17 protein-coding genes are annotated in these 15,065 nt (G+C 73.5%); 4 read left to right on the forward strand and 13 right to left on the reverse strand.

Going from position 1 to position 15,065, the window contains the following annotated elements; genetic code table 11:
• Positions 1 to 14: 14 nt before the first annotated feature.
• The 6 genes from N555_RS0110470 to N555_RS0110495 form a co-directional block, all read right to left on the reverse strand.
• A complete protein-coding gene (locus N555_RS0110470) occupies positions 15 to 899 on the reverse strand; it encodes a TIGR03854 family LLM class F420-dependent oxidoreductase (RefSeq protein ID WP_029431437.1) in 885 nt (294 codons plus the stop codon).
• A complete protein-coding gene (locus N555_RS0110475) occupies positions 896 to 1,852 on the reverse strand; it encodes a DNA polymerase domain-containing protein (RefSeq protein ID WP_029431438.1) in 957 nt (318 codons plus the stop codon). The genes N555_RS0110470 and N555_RS0110475 overlap by 4 nt, the downstream gene beginning before the upstream one ends.
• A 12-nt stretch (positions 1,853 to 1,864) precedes the next feature.
• Positions 1,865 to 2,602, reverse strand: coding sequence for an MBL fold metallo-hydrolase (locus N555_RS0110480; protein ID WP_029431439.1), 738 nt, complete (start codon positions 2,600 to 2,602; stop codon positions 1,865 to 1,867).
• A 78-nt stretch (positions 2,603 to 2,680) separates the two neighbouring features.
• Positions 2,681 to 3,631 (reverse strand): PLP-dependent cysteine synthase family protein, encoded by a 951-nt coding sequence (locus N555_RS0110485; RefSeq protein ID WP_029431440.1) that lies wholly within the window; start codon positions 3,629 to 3,631, stop codon positions 2,681 to 2,683.
• A gap of 41 nt (positions 3,632 to 3,672) precedes the next feature.
• Entirely contained in the window at positions 3,673 to 3,951 is a 279-nt protein-coding gene (locus N555_RS0110490) for a ubiquitin-like small modifier protein 1 (RefSeq protein ID WP_029431441.1), read from the reverse strand.
• Positions 3,952 to 4,075: 124 nt separating this feature from the next.
• Positions 4,076 to 4,549 (reverse strand): M67 family metallopeptidase, encoded by a 474-nt coding sequence (locus N555_RS0110495; protein ID WP_029431442.1) that lies wholly within the window; start codon positions 4,547 to 4,549, stop codon positions 4,076 to 4,078.
• Between the two features lie 129 nt (positions 4,550 to 4,678).
• Here N555_RS0110495 and N555_RS0110500 point away from each other — a divergent pair, with 129 nt between their 5' ends.
• Entirely contained in the window at positions 4,679 to 5,032 is a 354-nt protein-coding gene (locus N555_RS0110500; RefSeq protein ID WP_029431443.1) for a hypothetical protein, read from the forward strand.
• Here N555_RS0110500 and N555_RS0110505 read toward each other — a convergent pair.
• Positions 4,968 to 5,468, reverse strand: a complete 501-nt coding sequence (locus N555_RS0110505; RefSeq protein WP_029431444.1) for a DUF2017 family protein — start codon at positions 5,466 to 5,468, stop codon at positions 4,968 to 4,970. The two genes, N555_RS0110500 and N555_RS0110505, sit on opposite strands and share 65 nt — an antisense overlap.
• Positions 5,465 to 5,761: an ATP-dependent Clp protease adapter ClpS gene (gene clpS, locus N555_RS0110510; protein ID WP_029431445.1), complete on the reverse strand. Its 297-nt coding sequence runs from the start codon at positions 5,759 to 5,761 to the stop codon at positions 5,465 to 5,467. Before clpS ends, N555_RS0110505 begins: the two co-directional genes overlap by 4 nt.
• Positions 5,762 to 5,827: 66 nt before the next feature.
• Here clpS and N555_RS0110515 point away from each other — a divergent pair, with 66 nt between their 5' ends.
• Together N555_RS0110515 and N555_RS0110520 are read left to right on the forward strand one after the other, a co-directional pair.
• Positions 5,828 to 7,111, forward strand: coding sequence for a nicotinate phosphoribosyltransferase (locus tag N555_RS0110515; protein ID WP_029431446.1), 1,284 nt, complete (start codon positions 5,828 to 5,830; stop codon positions 7,109 to 7,111).
• An 11-nt stretch (positions 7,112 to 7,122) separates the two neighbouring features.
• Positions 7,123 to 7,692 (forward strand): nicotinamidase, encoded by a 570-nt coding sequence (locus N555_RS0110520; protein ID WP_029431447.1) that lies wholly within the window; start codon positions 7,123 to 7,125, stop codon positions 7,690 to 7,692.
• A gap of 78 nt (positions 7,693 to 7,770) precedes the next feature.
• Here N555_RS0110520 and serB read toward each other — a convergent pair whose 3' ends face one another.
• From serB to N555_RS0110540, 4 genes are all read right to left on the reverse strand, one after another.
• A complete protein-coding gene (serB, locus tag N555_RS0110525) occupies positions 7,771 to 9,021 on the reverse strand; it encodes a phosphoserine phosphatase SerB (protein WP_029431448.1) in 1,251 nt (416 codons plus the stop codon).
• A gap of 114 nt (positions 9,022 to 9,135) precedes the next feature.
• Positions 9,136 to 10,887, reverse strand: a complete 1,752-nt coding sequence (gene ctaD / locus N555_RS0110530) for an aa3-type cytochrome oxidase subunit I (RefSeq protein ID WP_029431449.1) — start codon at positions 10,885 to 10,887, stop codon at positions 9,136 to 9,138.
• A gap of 68 nt (positions 10,888 to 10,955) precedes the next feature.
• Positions 10,956 to 11,819: a putative RNA methyltransferase gene (locus N555_RS0110535; RefSeq protein WP_051683940.1), complete on the reverse strand. Its 864-nt coding sequence runs from the start codon at positions 11,817 to 11,819 to the stop codon at positions 10,956 to 10,958.
• Positions 11,816 to 12,319 (reverse strand): metallophosphoesterase family protein, encoded by a 504-nt coding sequence (locus N555_RS0110540; RefSeq protein ID WP_197028965.1) that lies wholly within the window; start codon positions 12,317 to 12,319, stop codon positions 11,816 to 11,818. Before N555_RS0110540 ends, N555_RS0110535 begins: the two co-directional genes overlap by 4 nt.
• Positions 12,320 to 12,401: 82 nt before the next feature.
• On the opposite strand from N555_RS0110540, the gene N555_RS0110545 reads away from it, so the two are divergent.
• Positions 12,402 to 13,979 (forward strand): MFS transporter, encoded by a 1,578-nt coding sequence (locus tag N555_RS0110545; RefSeq protein WP_029431452.1) that lies wholly within the window; start codon positions 12,402 to 12,404, stop codon positions 13,977 to 13,979.
• A 103-nt stretch (positions 13,980 to 14,082) separates the two neighbouring features.
• Here the strand turns inward: N555_RS0110545 and N555_RS0110550 are convergent, their stop codons facing one another.
• Positions 14,083 to 15,039: a cytochrome c oxidase assembly protein gene (locus N555_RS0110550; RefSeq protein ID WP_029431453.1), complete on the reverse strand. Its 957-nt coding sequence runs from the start codon at positions 15,037 to 15,039 to the stop codon at positions 14,083 to 14,085.
• Positions 15,040 to 15,065: the final 26 nt, after the last annotated feature.

The following is a 15,065-nucleotide window of genomic DNA, read 5'->3' on the forward strand; positions in this document are numbered from 1 at the left end:
GGACCGTCGTACCCCTAGGTCTGCAGCGGGAGCAGCTCGGCGCAGAACTCGTCGACGAAGCGGTCCCACGAGGCGGGCGCCCCGGACGGGCGGACGACGAACTTGCTCACCCCGGCGTCCACGTGCGCCGAGACCACCCGGCGCAGCTCGTCCCACCCGTGCGGCACGAGCGCCCGGGGGTCGGTACCGGGGCGGCGCGCGGCCACGGCGGCGAGGGTCCGCTCGTCGGCGCCGTCGAGCGCGACCGGCAGGCTCATCCCGTAGTGGTCGTCGTCGATCGTGCGCCCGGCCTCGGCGGCGGCGGATCGGATCGTCCCGACGGCGTCCGCGGCCTCCGCCGGGGTGAGGAAGCTGCCCAGCCAGCCGTCGGCCAGCCGGCCCACCCGGCGCAGCCCGGCCGGGGCCGAGCCGCCCAGCCAGAGGTCCAGCGGACGCTCGAGCCGGAACCCGACGGATGCGTCCTCGACGGTGAAGAACTCCCCGGCGAACGTCACCCGGGGCTCGCTGAGCAGGCGCCGCACGAGCGTCAGGGACTCGTCGAGCACCGCGCCACGCCGGCCGGCCGGCACCGGGAAGTACGCCCGCTCGGCCTCGCGCGCCGGCTGCAGCCCGAACACCGGCAGGATCCGGCGTGGCGCCAGCCAGGCCAGCGACGCGAGCTCCTTGGCGACCAGCACCGGATGGCGGCCGGGCAGCACGCTGACCCCCGTGCCGAGCTTCAGCCGGCGGGTCCGCGACGCCGCGTACGCCAGGCCCACCACCGGGTCGACCAGCGGTGCGGCGACCTGCTCGGAGAACCACAGCGAGTCGACCCCGGCCTGCTCCAGCCGGTCGACGAGCGCGGTCGTGTCCTCCGCCGTCGCCGTCGGCCCCAGACCGATCCCGATGCGGACCTTCACGAGCCCTCCTCCGCCGCTCGCTTCGCGCGGGCCCGGCGGCGGCCCTCGTGCATCGCCGCCACCCGGGCCACGGGGATGGTGTGCCCCTCCGCGACCAGCTCAGCGGGGAGCGCCTGCGGTTCCGGTAGTGCCGCCGCCCAGGGGTCCCCGGCACCGAGCAGCTCGCCCGCCGTCCGCACGGTGACCCGGCGCGGGTCGGCAGCGGCGAGCTCCGCCCAGTCCACCGGCGCCGACACCGGGAGACCGGGGCGCACGCGGGGGCTGTAGGCCGCGACGATCGTCGCCGTCCCCGACCGGGTGGAGTCGACGAAGACCAGGCCGTGCCGGTCCTCCTTGATGTAGGCGGTGGTGGCGACCTCCGGGTCCAGCGCCGCCGCCCGCGCGGCCAGCGCACGGGTGGCCGCGGCCGCGTCCACGGGGTCGGCGTCCCGGATCGGCACGACGACGTGCACGCCCTTGGAGCCGCTGGTCTTCACGGCCCCGGCGAGCCCCGCTCCGTCCAGTGCCCGCCGGACGAGGTCGGCCGCCGCCACCACGACGGAGAAGTCCGCGCCCTCGGGCGGGTCGAGGTCGAGCACCAGGCCCGTGGGCTGCGTCGCCCCGGCCGGCAGGAACGGCACGTGGAACTCCACTGCCCGCTGGTTGGCCAGCCAGAGCAGCGTCCGGCGGTCGTCGCAGAGCACCTGGTGGATCTCCCGGGAGACCGACGCCGACCACGTCGCGACGGTGCGGACCCACTCCGGCGCGCCCTTGGGCACGTTGCGCTGCATGAACGGTGCCGCGCCGGGACGTACCCGCATCACCGACAGCGGCCGGCCGGCCAGCAGCGGCACCAGCCGGTCGGCGAACCCGTCGAGGTGGTCGACGAGGTCGCCCTTGGTCACCCCGAGCCCGTCCCCGAGCTCGGAGTCCAGCGAGGTCAGCCGGACGCCGTCCCTCTCGTCGTCGGCCATGCCCGCCCTCTCCTAGATCTCGTAGCTCGCGCCGGTGCGGACGAGTTCGGCGGCGGGGAAGACCGCGCGGGCCCCGGCCAGCTGCGCGTCGGGGTCCACCCAGGCGGGGACGTGGGTGACCAGCAGCCGCCCCACGCGCGCCGTGGCCGCGAGCTCGCCGGCCTGCCGTCCGGTCAGGTGCAGCGCCGGCGGCAGGTCCGGGACGTCGGGGTGCGCGGCCTCGGCCAGGAGCACGTCGGCGCCCCGGGCGAGGTGTGCCACCCCGTCGCTGGGCCCGGTGTCACCGCTGTAGACCAGCGACGAGCCGTGCGCGGTGAGCCGGACGGCGTGGCACTCGACGGGGTGCTCGGTCCGCGCCGTCTGCACGGCGAACGGGCCGAGCTCCGCGGTCACCGGGGTGACCCGGAAGTCGAAGACGTCGGTGAGCGGCTTGCCGCCCTCCTCGCAGATCACGGCCAGCCGCCGCTCGGCGCCCGCCGGGGCGATCAGCGGGATCCGCCGCCCCGAGCTGCGGCCCGACCAGCGGTGCCAGACCACGAACGGGGCGACGTCGAGGCAGTGGTCGGCGTGCAGGTGGGTGAGCAGCACCGCGTCGATCGAGTCGGGGTCGGCCACCGCCTGGAGCGGGCCGAACGCACCGTTCCCCAGGTCCAGCAGCACCCGGAAGCCGTCGTGCTCGACGAGGTAGCAGGACGCCGCCGACGCCGGGCCCGGCCCGCTGCCCGAGCAGCCGACCACCGTGAGCCTCACCGGTACTCCCGTCGCATCCCCATGGCGCGGGTCAGGCTAACCGGCGGCGGGACTCCGTGCGGGACGGGCGCCGGACCGCTAGGCCCAGAGCTGGCCCTCGAGCGCGGCGGTCGCCTCGTCGAGCGTGCCCGCGTAGGCGCCGGTGGACAGGTACTTCCAGCCGCCGTCGCAGACGATGAAGACGATGTCGGCCCGACGGCCGGCGGCGACCTCCCGGTCGGCGATGCCCAGCGCGGCGTGCAGGATCGCCCCGGTCGAGATGCCCGCGAAGATGCCCTCGCGCTCCACCAGCTGGCGGGTGCGGTGGATGGCGTCCTCCGGGCCCACGCTGAACCGCGAGTCCAGCAGCGAGGCGTCGTACAGCTCGGGGATGAAACCCTCGTCGATGTTGCGCAGGCCGTAGACCAGCTCGCCGTAGCGCGGTTCGGCGGCGATGACCTGGACGTCGGGCTTGCGCTCGCGGAAGTAGCGGGAGCAGCCCATCAGGGTGCCCGTGGTGCCCAGGCCCGCGACGAAGTGGGTGATCGACGGCAGGTCGGCGAGGATCTCGGGACCGGTGCCGGTGTAGTGCGCCTCGGCGTTCGCGGGGTTGCCGTACTGGTAGAGCATCACCCAGTCGTCGTGCTCGGCGGCGAGCTCCTTGGCCATGGCGACGGCCTGGTTCGAGCCGCCCGCGGCCGGGGAGCCGATGATCTGCGCGCCGTACATCTCCAGCAGCTGGCGCCGCTCGATCGAGGTGTTCTCGGGCATGACGCAGATCAGCTTGTAGCCGCGCTGACGGGCGACCATCGCCAGCGAGATCCCGGTGTTGCCGCTGGTGGGCTCCAGGATCGTGGCCCCCGGCTGGAGCCGGCCGTCCTTCTCCGCCGCCTCGATCATCGCGATGGCCGCGCGGTCCTTGATCGACCCGGTCGGGTTGTGGTCCTCGAGCTTGGCCCACAGCCGGACGTCGGGGGTCGGCGACAGCCGCGGCAGCCCCACGAGCGGGGTGCCGCCGAGGGAGTCGACGAGGGAGGCGAAGCGGGCCATGAGAGCTCTTCCGGGGAGGAGGGACAGGTGAGGCAGCTGCCTCAGCAGCCGCCGGCGACCGCGGGGAGGATCGTCACGGAGTCGCCGTCCTTGACCGAGGTGTCGAGCGCGCCGGTGAAGCGGACGTCCTCGTCGTTGACGTAGACGTTCACGAAGCGGTGCAGCTTGCCCTCCTCGGTCACGAGGCGGTTCTTGAGGCCGGGGTGCTGGCTGTCGAGGTCGTCGACGAGGGCGCCGAGGGTGGCGCCGCTGCCCTCCACGGTCTTCGCCCCACCGGTGTGGGTGCGCAGGATGGTCGGGATACGGACCTCGATGGCCATGGCGTGCGGTTCTCCTCAGGAGTGGGCTGGGTGCGGGCACCGCTGTACGACAGCGGGGTGGTTCGTCAGTTCGGGCAACGCCCGGTCGCCGTGCGGGATTCCGTGCCCCACGGCACAGCGCGGCCTAGTCGTAGACGACGGTGGTCGGCGAGTGGCCGAACAGGTAGGACTCGACGACCTCGACGTCCTCCTCGGTGACCGAGCCATCGACGATCCGGAAGCTGCGGAACTCGACGTCGTCCCCGGCCAGGCCGGTCTGCCCCTCGTGGTGCCGGGTGGAGACCAGCACGTAGTGGGCGTTGGGCTCCGACGCGTACGAGATGTCCGTGCGCGAGGGGTACGCCTCGGTGGCGGTGTGCGAGTGGTAGATCACCACCGGCTCCTCGTCCCGGTCGTCCATCTCCCGGTACAGCCGCAGCAGGTCGCCGGAGTCGAACTCGTAGAACGTGGGCGACCGCGCGGCGTTGAGCATCGGGATGAACCGCTCGGGCCGGTCGCTGCCCTCGGGACCGGCGACGACGCCACAGGCCTCGTCCGGGTGGTCCTCCCGGGCGTGGGCCACGATGGCGTCGTAGGTCGCGCGGTCGATGCGCAGCACGCCCGACAGTCTAGGCGCCCGGCATCCGGGCACTGCCGCCGTCCTCCGACCGGGGGACGGCGGGGACGTGGGCGACGCCGCATCCGTGGCGCCGGTCACGCCGAGCGCCAGGCGATACCGTTCCGTCCCGTGCTCGTCGAACTCCTCCTGGCCGCGGTGGTCGCGCTGCTCGCCCTGCCGGCGCTCGTCCTCGGCGTCCGCGGGCTCCTGCGCCGCCGCAACGGGCTGAGCAGCGACCCGAGCGACCGCACGTCGCTGATCGTCGTCGTGGTGCTGCGCTTCCTGGCCCTCGTGCTGCTCCTCGGAGCGGCCGGCCTGACGCTCCTGTCGACCATCGCCGCCGCGATCCAGGACGTCGACCTGCACGGCTTCGTCTACGTGTTCTTCGCGCTCACGGTGCTGCTCGCGCTGCTGGTGCTCACGACCTTCGGCCGGCGCGACCCGCGACGAGCGCGTCGACCAGCGACCCCTGCACGGCGGTGAGCCAGTAGTAGACCGCCAGCTGCTGGTCGGCCTCGCTGGCCAGCTCCTCCGGGGGTTCGGTGTCGGCGCTGATGCCCAGCCGGGTGCCCAGGGCCAGCCGCAGGTCGTTGGTGGTGCGCAGCCACGCGGTGGCCTGGTCGGCGTCCAGGCGCAGCGCCCCGCCCTCGGCCGGCAGCGTCGCGCGCACCATCGCCAGGTCGTCGGCCTTGCCCGCCACGAGGCTGTCCCGGGTGAGCTCGCGGTAGTCCGCCGCCAGAGCCGGGTCGCCCCGGTGCCCCTCGGGCAGCAGCCGGGCCACGACCTCGTCGCCCTCGACGTCGTCCTCCTCGCCGGTGAGCAGCTGCTCGAGCTGGTCGAGAAGCAGGCCGACGATGCCGGCCTCGGCGGGGTCGAGTCGGGCGACGTACTCGTCGCCCTTCCGGCGGAACGGCTTCATGAGTCCTTCTGGTAGCTGGCCCACAGCCCGTAGGCGTGCAGCCGGCTGGTGTCGTGCTCCATCCGCTCCCGGGGGCCGGAGCTGACGATCGCCTTCCCCTCGTGGTGCACCTGGAGCATGAGCTCGGTCGCCTTCGCCTCGTCGTAGCCGAAGAGCTCCTGGAAGACGAAGGTCACGTAGGTCATGAGGTTCACCGGGTCGTCCCAGACGACGGTCACCCAGGGACGGTCGAGGTCGTTCTCCTCCTCGACGACGGTCTCCGGGGACCGTGTCGGCGCGAGCGGTCCGGCCACGTCGTAGAGCTTAGGACGACACCTCTCGGCAGGTCGGGGCGCGCCGTCCTGCCTAGGCTCGGACGCATGTCGACGGGAACGGCCCTGCTCACCGACCGGTACGAACTCACCATGGTCGCCGCCGCGCTGGCCGACGGCACCGCCGACCGCGACTGCGTCTTCGAGGTCTTCGCCCGCCGGCTGCCGCACGGCCGCCGCTACGGCGTCGTGGCCGGCACCGGCCGGCTGCTGGAGGCCCTGCCCGGCTTCCGCTTCGGGGACGACGAGCTCGCCACGCTGCGCGCGCAGGGGGTGACCGACCCCCGCCTGCTGGACTGGCTGGCCGACTTCCGCTTCAGCGGCGACGTCGACGGCTACGCCGAGGGCGAGTACTTCTTCCCGGGGTCGCCGGTGCTGACCGTGCGGGCCTCCTTCGCCGAGGGCGTCCTCCTGGAGACCCTGGTGCTGTCGGTGCTCAACCACGACAGCGCGATCGCGTCGGCCGCGGCCCGGATGGTCGGCGCCGCGTGCGACCGGCCGTGCATCGAGATGGGCTCGCGGCGCACGCACGAGGCAGCCGCGGTGGCCGCCGCCCGCGCCGCCTCCCTGGTCGGCTTCGCCTCCAGCTCGAACCTCGAGGCGGGACGGCGCTACGGGGTGCCCACCACCGGGACCAGCGCGCACGCCTTCACGCTGCTGCACGACGACGAGGCCTCGGCCTTCCGCGCGCAGGTCGCCACGCTCGGCACCGGGACGACGCTGCTGGTGGACACCTACGACGTCGAGCAGGGCATCCGCACCGCCGTCGAGGTCGCCGGCCCGGAGCTCGGCGCGATCCGGCTGGACTCCGGTGACCTGCCGACGCTGGCCTCCCACGCCCGCGAGCTGCTGGACTCCCTGGGCGCCACCCGCACCCGGATCATCGTGACGAGCGACCTCGACGAGTACGCGATCGCCGGCCTCATGGCCGCCCCGGTCGACGGCTACGGCGTCGGTACCTCCCTGGTGACCGGCTCCGGCGCCCCCACCGCCGGCATGGTCTACAAGCTGGTCGAGCGGGACGGCGTCCCCGTCGCCAAGCGGTCCGAGGGCAAGAACTCGGTGGGGGGCCGCAAGCACGCCGTCCGCCGGCACGACGCGTCGGGCACGGCGACCACCGAGATCGTGTGCGCGCAGCCGATCGAGCCGCAGGACGGCGACCGCGAGCTGGTGGTCGAGCTGGTCCGCGACGGCCGCGTGTGCCGGGAGCTCTCCCCCGTCGACGCGCTGGCGGAAGCCCGCGAGCACCACCGGCGGGTCCGGGCGACGATGCCCCCCGAGGCGTTCGCCCTCTCCCGCGGCGACTGCGCCATCGAGACCGTCCACGCCTGAGAGGAGTCCCCATGACCCGCGCCCTGCTGGTGATCGACGTGCAGAACGACTTCTGCGAGGGCGGCAGCCTCGCCGTGGCCGGCGGTTCGGACGTCGCCGCCGCGATCGGTGAGCACGCCCGCTCCGGCGGCTACGCTCACGTGGTCGCCACGCGCGACCACCACGTCGACCCGGGCGGCCACTTCTCGCACTCCCCCGACTTCGTCGACAGCTGGCCGGCGCACTGCGTGGTCGGCACCGGCGGGGTGGAGCTGCACCCGCGGCTGGACCGCGAGCCGATCGAGGCGGTCTTCGACAAGGGCGAGTACGCGGCCGCCTACTCCGGCTTCGAGGCGCGGTCCGACGGCGTCCCGCTGGCCGAGTGGCTGCGGTCGCGGGCGGTGGACTCCGTCGACGTCGTCGGCATCGCCACCGACCACTGCGTCCGCGCCACCGCCCTCGACGCGGTCGCGGAGGGGTTCTCGACCCGCGTCCTGCTGCCGCTCACCGCGGGCGTCGCCGAGGCGACCGTCGAGGCCGCGCTCGACCAGCTCCGCACCGCCGGCGTCCAGCTCGAGGGCACCGTCCACCGCCCGACGTGACCGCACTCTTGCGGTGTTCCTCACGCTCCTGCGGCGCTGCAACACCGCAGAACCGCGGGAGACACCGCAAGAGCCAGATCACATCGCGTCGAGGACCTCGTCCCTCGTGAAGCCGAGCACCTGCAGGACGGCGTCGAGGTAGGGCTGGTTGAGCGCGGTGTGCGCCTGCTCGCGGACGACGGGCTTGGCGTTGAACGCGATGCCCAGGCCGGCGGCGTTGAGCATGTCGAGGTCGTTGGCGCCGTCGCCGACGGCCACGGTCTGCTCCAGCGGGATCCCGTACTGCCCGGCGAAGCGGGCCAGAGCCCGGGCCTTGCCGGCGCGGTCGACGATCTCGCCGACCAGCCCGCCGGTGAGCCGGCCGTCGGCCACCTCGAGGGTGTTGGCCGCGGCGAAGTCCAGGCCGAGGCTCTCGGCGAGCGGGTCGGTGATCTGCGTGAAGCCGCCGCTGACGATGCCGCAGCGGAAGCCGAGCCGCTGCAGCGTGCGGATGAGGGTGCGGGCGCCCGGGGTGAGCACCAGGGCCTCCCGCACCTCGTCCAGCACCTCGACGGGCAGCCCGGCCAGCGCGCCGACCCGGGCCCGGAGCGACTCGGCGAAGTCCAGCTCGCCGTTCATCGCGGCCGCGGTGATGCGCGCGACCTCCGCGGCGCGCCCGGCACGGGCGGCGAGCTCGTCGATGACCTCGCCCCGGACCAGCGTGGAGTCGACGTCGAGCACGATCAGCCGCTTGCTGCGGCGGGCGAGGCCCACCCGCTCGACCGCGATGTCCGTGCCCGTCTCGGCGGCCACGGCGGCGAGCACGGTGCGCAGTTCGGTGGCCTCGGCACCGGACACGGTGAGCTCGAAGCTGGTCACGGGGTAGTCCGACAGCCGTCGGATCGCGTCGATGTTCGCCCCGGCACCGGCGATGGCGCGGGCCGCTCCGGCGACGGCTCCGGGCAGCACGGGACGGCCGAGCAGGATCACGTGGTGCGGGCGGTCCCCGCCGGCTGCCGCGACGCCGTCGGCCGCGGCCTCGACCGCCACCTGCATGCCGGTGTCGGCGGCGACCCGCGACGCGAGCTCGGCCAGGCGGGCGACCAGCGCCGTCGTGCCCTCCCCGTCGGATCCCGGGGCGACGACGACGCCGAGCACGAGCTGCCCGTGCACCACCACCTGCTCGACGTCCAGCACCTCGACCGCAGGCACGCCGTCGTCGGGGGCCGCGAGTGCGGTGAACAGCCGGGCGGTGACGCCCGGACGGTCCGGGCCGCTGACGGTCAGGACCGCGCTGGGCCGGGAGGTGGGAGCCGGACGGAGGGTGCGGGGGGCGGGGTCCAGCGACACGCGGTCATCGTGCCGCACCGCCGGGGACCGCCCGCTCACCGGCCCTTCCGGCGCGGAGAGCGCCGGAGGCCCGGGACCATGACGGTCCCGGGCCTCCGGCGGTCCAGCGGTCGATCAGGTGGGGTCGGGGTCGTTCGGCCCCTGGCGGGGGCCGGCGGTGCCGCCGAGCTCCGCGGCGTACGGCTCGTGCCGCTTGCCGACGTGCGCCTCCGCGTGCAGCCGCTCGATGAGGTGCGGGTAGTGCGCCTCGAACGCCGGCCGCTCCGAACGGATCTTCGGGATGGACGTGAAGTTGTGCCGTGGCGGCGGGGACGAGGTCGCCCACTCCAGCGAGTTGCCGTGGCCCCAGGGGTCGTCGCGCAGCGCGAGCTGGCCGTGCTTCCACGACTTGACCACGTTGTAGACGAACGGGATCAGGGAGGCACCGAGCACGAACGAGAACACCGTCGAGATGACGTTCAGCGTCGTGAAGCCGTCGATCTCCTGGTAGTTCACGTACCGGCGCGGCATGCCCTCACCGCCCAGCCAGTGCTGCACCAGGAACGTGCCGTGGAAGCCGATGAACGTCAGCCAGAACTGCAGCTTGCCCAGCCGCTCGTCCATCATCCGGCCCGACATCTTGGGGAACCAGAAGTAGACGCCGGCGTAGGCGGCGAACACCACGGTGCCGAAGACGACGTAGTGGAAGTGGGCGACGACGAAGTAGCTGTCGTTGAGGTGGAAGTCCAGCGGCGGGCTGGCCAGCAGCACACCGGTCAGGCCACCCAGGAGGAACGTGACCATGAAGCCCAGCGAGAACAGCATCGGCGTCTCGAAGGTCATCTGGCCGCGCCACATGGTGCCGATCCAGTTGAAGAACTTGATGCCGGTCGGCACGGCGATCAGGTAGGTCGTGAAGGCGAAGAACGGCAGCAGGACCGCGCCGGTGGCGTACATGTGGTGCGCCCACACGGCCACGGACAAGATCGCGATCAGCAGCGTCGCGCCGACCATGCCCTTGTAGCCGAACAGCGGTTTCCGGCTGAACACCGGGATGATCTCGGTGACGATGCCGAAGAACGGCAGCGCGATGATGTAGACCTCGGGATGCCCGAAGAACCAGAACAGGTGCTGCCACAGCATCGCCCCGCCGTTCTCGCGGGAGAAGATCAGCGACCCGAGATTTCGATCGGCCAGCATGCCCATGATCGCCGCGGTCAGGATCGGGAACGCGAAGAGGATCAGCAGGCTGGTGACCAGCGTGTTCCAGGTGAAGATCGGCATCCGGAACATCGTCATGCCGGGGGCGCGCAGGCAGATGATCGTGGCGATGAAGTTGACGCCACCGAGGATCGTGCCCAGACCGCTGACCGCCAGGCCGGAGAACCACAGCGTGGCGCCGGCGCCGGGCGAGTGCACGGCGTCCGACAGCGGGGCGTAGGCGTACCAGCCGAAGTCGGCGGCGCCGCTCGGGGTGAGGAACCCGGAGACCGCCATGGTGGAGCCGAAGAGGAACAGCCAGTACGACAGCGCGTTCAGTCGCGGGAACGCGACGTCAGGGGCGCCGATCTGCAGCGGCATGATCAGGTTCGCGAACGCGAAGAACAGCGGCGTCGCGAACATCAGCAGCATGATCGTGCCGTGCATCGTGACCAGCTGGTTGTACTGCTCGGGTGAGAGGTACTGCAGGCCCGGCTGCGCGAGCTCTCCGCGCATCAGCATGGCCATCAGGCCGCCGATCGCGAAGAACACGAACGAGGTGACCAGGTACATCAAGCCGATGGTCTTGTGGTCGGTGGTCCGCAGCAGATTCGAGAGCCGCGAGCCCTTCTCGACCTCGCGAGCCGGGCTGGGCCGGCTCACGATCGGCGCCGGTGCGATCGTCACGGCGCGAGCTTAGACCGTGCTCCCGGCGGACTTCGCGCCGACGCCGGGCCCCGCGCGTCACGGTGCGGTCACACCGTGGGAGCCCAGCTGCTGATCTGCACCGAGACCGTCACCCGCACCGGTTCGGGGAGCCCGCCGACCGCAGCGGCGAGCTCGGCGGGGACCAGGTGGCGGGCGTGCGGACCCATCCCGACGAGGGTGCCCACGGCCGCGTGGGACAGCTCCAGCAGCTCGCGGTGGGCGGTCGTCGCGAGGGGCGCCAGGTGCGGCTCGAGCGCCCCCGACAGGCGGGCCTCCTTGTCCGGGTCCACCCGCAGCAGGTCCAGCGGGCCGACCAGCTCGGCGAGGTGGTCGCCGGCCGGGGTGACGACGACGAGCCGCCCACCGGGCCGCAGCACCCGGGCGGTCTCCGGTCCGTTGCGCGGCGCGAAGACCCCGAGGACCCGGTCCACCGCGGCGTCGCGGACCGGCAGGCGGGCCCAGGCGTCGGCGACCACCGCCAGCACCCGCGGGGAGACGGCGGCGGCGCGGCGGGCGGCGTAGCGGGAGGCGTCGAGGACGATCCCCGTGGCGTCCGGCAGTCGGTCCAGCACGGCCGCGAGGTGGTGGCCCGTACCGCCGCCCAGGTCGAGCAGCGTCGCCGGCGGTTCCTCCCCCACCAGCACGGCGTCGCCGAGCGCACGGCTGATGCCCGCGAAGGCGCCCGAGCCGAGGAAGGCCACCCGGTCGGCGACCATCTGCGCGGAGTCGCCGGTCGCCGGCGACCGCCCCGGCGGCAGCAGCGTGACGTGCCCCTGCCGGGCCCGGTCGAAGGCGTGGCCCGCCGTGCACCGCAGGCCGGCGTCCCCCGGCAGCGGCTCCAGCGGCGCCGCGCACACCGGGCAGGCGAGCAGGTCGACCGCGGCGGCGGGGAACGGCCGCCCCGGGCTCACCGGGGGACCGCGTGGAGCGTGACGTCGTGCAGCGCCCCGCCGGCCGCGACCGCGGTGAGGAAGGTGCCGTGCGGCTGGCGCCGGCGGTCGGTCGGCGAGCCGGGGTTGAGCAGCCGCAGGCCGGTGGGCGCGGTGGTGTCCCAGGGGATGTGGCTGTGGCCGAACACCAGGACGTCGTCGTCGGGGAACCGGAGCGCGCACCGGGCCTCGCGGCCCTTGGCGTCGCCGGTCTCGTGGACGACGGCCAGCCGCACGCCCTCGACCTCGGCACGGGCGACCTCCGGCAACCGCTCCCGCAGCGGCCCGTGGTCGTTGTTGCCGTAGACGGCCAGCAGCCGGCGGGAGCGCTTCTCGATCAGGTCGAGCAGGGCGGCGTCGACCCAGTCGCCGGCGTGCACCACGAGGTCGGCGGCCTCGATCGCCGTCCACAGGGCATGAGGTAGGTCACGCGACCGCTTGGGTACGTGCGTGTCGGCCGTCATGACCAGCGAAACGGGCACGACCCGATCGTCGCAGGCCGATAACTTCTCCGGTCGGTCGACGATCTCGGCCGCCTTCCCTGCCATCCCGAGGAACTCCCCCATGTCTGAGCACACCTCCCCGCCGGCCGGCGCGGAGACCCTCCCCGACGAGCCCTACGAGCGGCGCTGGCTCGCTCTCGGCGTCATCGCCCTGACCGTCCTGCTGGTCATCCTCGACGCGACGATCGTCAACATCGCGCTGCCCGCGGTGTCGGCCGACCTCGACATCTCGTCGGCGTCCCAGCAGTGGATCGTCACCGCCTACACCCTGACCTTCGGCGGCTTCCTGCTCCTGGGCGGCCGGATCGCCGACTTCTGGGGCCGCAAGCGCACCTACCTCGTCGGTGCCGCCGGGTTCGCCCTCGCCTCGGCGCTCGGGGGGCTCGCCCAGAACGAGGGCATGCTCTTCGCCGCCCGTGCCCTCCAGGGTGCCTTCGGTGCCCTGCTCGCCCCGGCGTCCCTGGCGCTGATCACGGTGCTGTTCACCGACGCCCGGGAGCGCGCCAAGGCCTTCGCCGTCTACGGCGCCATCGCCGGCGGCGGGTCGGCCGTCGGCCTGCTCCTCGGTGGCGTCCTGACCGAGTACGCCGACTGGCGCTGGTGCTTCTGGGTCAACCTGCCGGTGGCCGCCGTCGCCGTCGCCCTGGCGATCCCCTTCGTGCCGGAGAGCCGGGCCCCGGGCGACACGAAGTACGACATCCCGGGCGCCGTCCTCATCACGCTCGGCCTGGCCTCGTTCGTGTACGGCTTCACCCGCGTCGCCGAGACGTCGCAGACCAACGCGGCCGAGGCGGCGGCGGCCAACGAGGCCGCGCAGGGCACCGGTGCCGCGATCGTCGTGCCCGACAGCGGCTGGACCGACGGCCTCGCCTGGCTGTTCATCGTCCTCGGCGTCGCGCTGGTCGTGGCGTTCGTGCTGTTCGAGCGCCGGGTCCGCAACCCGCTGATGCCGATCCGGCTGGTCGCCGACCGCAACCGCGGCGGGGCCTACCTGACCGCCGCGCTCCTGGGCGCCGGCCTGCTGGGGGCGTTCTTCTTCCTCAGCCTCTACTTCCAGCAGGTGCTGGAGTACACGCCCGTGGAGGCGGGCCTGGCCTCGCTGCCGACCACGGTGGGGGTGCTGATCGCCGCCGGCGCCGCGAGCGCCCTGGTCGTGCGGACCGGGCCCAAGCCGCTCATGGTGGCCGGTGGCCTCCTGGCGGCAGCGGGCCTGTTCCTCCTCAGCCTCGTCGACCTCGACACCGGGTTCTGGGCCCTGCCGTTCCCGGCGCAGCTGCTGTTGGGCCTGGGGCTGGGCTTCACGATGGTGCCGCTGTCGAACCTGGCCCTGCTGGGCGCCGGGCAGCACGACGCCGGCGCGGCCAGCGCCCTGCTCAACGCCACGCAGCAGGTCGGCGCCTCCGTCGGGACGGCACTGCTGGCCAGCCTCTCGGTGGGCGCGACCAGCACGGCCCTGGCCGACCTCGTGGCCGACGGGGACCCGCAGGCGCCCATCGCCGCGCAGGTGGAGGGCTACACGACCGCCTTCACCTGGGCCTCGGTGCTGCTCCTCGCGGGCGCCGTCGTCTCCGCCGTCCTGATCAAGGCGACGAAGGAGGACCTGCCCGCCGAGGGGGCGGCGCCGGTCCACGTCGGCTGAGGTCGCTGCCCGGCGTCCTCCCCCACGGCAACGCGTCCTCCCCCACGGCAGACCGTGGGGGAGGACGCGCCGGGATCAGGTCACCTGATCCCGGCGCGGCCGATCAGCGGTTGTCGGCCAGCGCGCGCAGCCGGGCGTTGTAGGCCTCCAGCTCGGCGTCCTCGGTGCGGTCGGCGGCGCGGTCCAGGCGCCGGGCCCGGCGCTCCTCCGAGCGCATCCACGAGCCGAGGACGACGACGAGCACCAGCGCGGTCGGCAGCTCGCCGAACGACCAGGCGATGCCCCCGGCGACGCCCTGGTCGCGGAGCGCGTCGGTCCCCCAGCCGGCCGGCGGCTCGGCGAAGGTCTCGACCACCAGCGAGGTCGACAGCATCACCGCGACGCCGAAGAACGCGTGGAAGGGCACCGGCGCCATCAGCTCGAGGAGCCGCCCGCCGTGCCCGACCTGGCGGGGCCACGGGTCCTGGGCGAGGACGGGCCCGAAGAACAGCAGCCCGACGACGACGAAGTGGGTGAGCATGAACTGGTGTCCGACGGGCGAGGACATCAGCGCGTCGAACAGCGGGGTGAAGTAGATGCCGTAGAGGCTCGCGATGAACAGCGGGATGGTGAACGCCGGCGAGCAGATCGCCTGCGCGACCCGGCTGTGCAGCCCGTCGAGCAGCAGCGCCCGCGGCACCCCGGCCAGGTCCTTCCCGCGCGGCAGGGTGCGCAGGGCCAGCGTCACCGGGGCCGCGCAGAGCAGCAGCAGCGGGGTCAGCATCGACAGCACCATGTGCTGGGTCATGTGCAGGCTGAACAGCACCATGCTGTAGCCGTTGAACCAGGTGCCGGTGACCGCGAACAGCGAGACCGTGCCGGCCACCCAGGACGCCGTCCGCCACCAGGGCCAGCTCACCCCCGTCCGGCGCAGCCGCACGACGGCGACGAGGTAGAGGACCAGCCCCAGCACGCTGAGCACGGGCAGGACCGACCACGGCTCCAGGTGCGGCAGGAACAGCCGCCCCAGCGTCGGCGGTTCGCCGGGCACCCACATGCCCGAGTGGTGCCCGTGGTCCACCGATGTCCTCCAGCCCAGGCCGACGT

Source organism: Blastococcus sp. URHD0036 (assembly GCF_000701365.1).
In the GTDB taxonomy this organism is placed as follows: Bacteria; Actinomycetota; Actinomycetes; order Mycobacteriales; family Geodermatophilaceae; genus Trujillonella.